The organism is Pseudolactococcus hodotermopsidis, assembly GCF_011170085.1.
Classification (GTDB): Bacteria; Bacillota; Bacilli; order Lactobacillales; family Streptococcaceae; genus Pseudolactococcus; species Pseudolactococcus hodotermopsidis.
Genome location: NZ_BLLI01000125.1, coordinates 1 through 1,469 on the forward strand (window position 1 = coordinate 1; position 1,469 = coordinate 1,469).

General features: G+C 36.6%; 1 protein-coding gene and 1 pseudogene. Both read left to right on the forward strand.

What is annotated here, in order from left to right:
• Positions 1-197: 197 nt before the first annotated feature.
• Entirely contained in the window at positions 198-506 is a 309-nt protein-coding gene (locus tag Hs30E_RS10915; RefSeq protein ID WP_172209957.1) for a hypothetical protein, read from the forward strand.
• Between the two features lie 27 nt (positions 507-533).
• Positions 534-1,469 (forward strand): annotated as a pseudogene (locus Hs30E_RS10920) (hypothetical protein); the annotation flags it as partial.

Below are 1,469 nucleotides of genomic sequence, written 5' to 3' on the forward strand. Positions count from 1 at the left end.
TAAATTTGAGGAACTGGAGCAGGCGATGTATGATAAGTCTCAAAAAGACTTACCTGCTGATTTGTTTATGGCTCTGACTGGTGGTGCTGCCAAAGCGGCTGAAGATTTTTTGAAGAATCTAAAACGCCCAGAATTTACGACACCGATTAAAACAGGCTATTGAAAGCTACCTGAATTTAAAATAAGGACTATAAGAAATGACAGATATAACAAGACAACGCTATTTGCTTGAAGAAGAGTATGATAAGGACAAGCGTGAACTTGAACGTCAAAGAACTTTGCTTGAAGAAAAATCAGATGATTTTAACCAAAGTACAAGACGTTTAGTGGAAAAAATGTCTGCCTTGTTACCAGAAAATCATCGAGAAGTGAGCGATTTTAGTCATAAGGTAAGTAATATAAAAGATGAATTCCAAGCAGAAGTAAATCAATTCTATCAAAAACTTGAAGATGAAACGTCTGAAGTTAATGCTAGATTTGATTTGGCGCTTGAGAATTTAAAGTAATGAACAAACTAGGAAAGTAGAACAAAAATGACGATTTTTGAATCAAATGAACGAGACATAAAAGAAAGTTTTTATATAGACGAACGCTTGAACCCAAGAGACTTATCCTTTATCGTCTATATGTTGGATGACAGGCTTACTAAACTCACTCTGACTGCTAGTCGTCCGTCGGTCACTTTTTTAGCGTATTCTCTTGGTATTGTCAATGATAGTGTACGTATCAATGGTAACAAAATGCCCAATGGTTTTAGTGAACTTGATGAGCAGAAATTTTTAATTCTGTCACGAGAGAATGCAAGAACTAGCTTTTTTGTCGTGAATGAAAGTGATGATTTTGTCATTAGTCAGGATTGTTTTGCGGGGCTAAAAGTGCCGAGTTCATTTCGTCTTATTCTACATCAAGATAGTTTGATTATTGAGACAAAAGGTGCGGTTGTTTATCATAATGATGAGAAAATCACAGGCAATCAAGTTTATCCAATTAGCGTTGGCACAACTGTTTTGACGGAGGAGTTCTTGCTTGAGAAACGGACGAATCAGTGGAAAATCACAACTTTTTCAGAAGCTATTATTTTTGATACTACGCAATTATTGATTAAAGAAAAAGAAGCTGAATTTCCACAAGATTTTCCGAACTATCGCCGAAGTCCACGACTCAATCTTGAAGTGCCAACGGATAAATTTAAGCTCCAATCAATTGAAAAAGCACCAACTGACGCTAAAAATAATTTGTTAAAGACGATTTTACCACCACTTGGGATGATTGCCATGACTGGAGTAACAACCATGTTAAGTGGTCGTAATCCGATTATGCTCTTGAGCATGGGTGGCATGAGTGTGCTGACGACTTCCTTTACTGTCTCGCAGTTCGTTTCAGAGAAGAAAGAGAAACGTCTGAACAATGCAAAAAGGGAAGAAAACCATAAGTTTTATCTTGTCAATGAAGTTAGCGATATTGCTGAA